The organism is Streptacidiphilus sp. ASG 303 (genome assembly GCF_020991365.1).
Classification (GTDB): domain Bacteria; phylum Actinomycetota; class Actinomycetes; order Streptomycetales; family Streptomycetaceae; genus Peterkaempfera.
Map to the genome: position 1 here is coordinate 1 of NZ_JAJLRA010000160.1, position 290 is coordinate 290.

Here is a 290-nt window from a genome sequence, read left to right on the forward strand (position 1 = left end):
CGGTGCACGCCGTCCGCGGTGATGGCGCCGTCCGCGTCCAGCAGTTCGGCGTGGCGCAGCTCCTCCTTGGAGGAGAAGGCGGGCATCGGGCCCGCACCGCGGTGCGCGTCCACCACGAGGAAGTGGACGGTGTTGGAACCCACGTCGAGTACGCCCAGTCGCATAGCGCTCCACGCTACCGGCACGGCGGCGCAGGTCGGCGGGGTTCCCGGACCCCGGGAGGGCGTCCGCGGGCGGGACGGGCGCCGCACGCGCCCCGGCGGCTGCGGCGGGGCCCCGGCCGGGCCCCG

The 290-nt window shown here is 77.9% G+C and carries 1 pseudogene; it reads right to left on the reverse strand.

The features are described from left to right. A pseudogene (locus LO771_RS30350) lies at positions 1-164 on the reverse strand (Ppx/GppA family phosphatase); the annotation flags it as partial. Positions 165-290 lie beyond the last annotated feature (126 nt).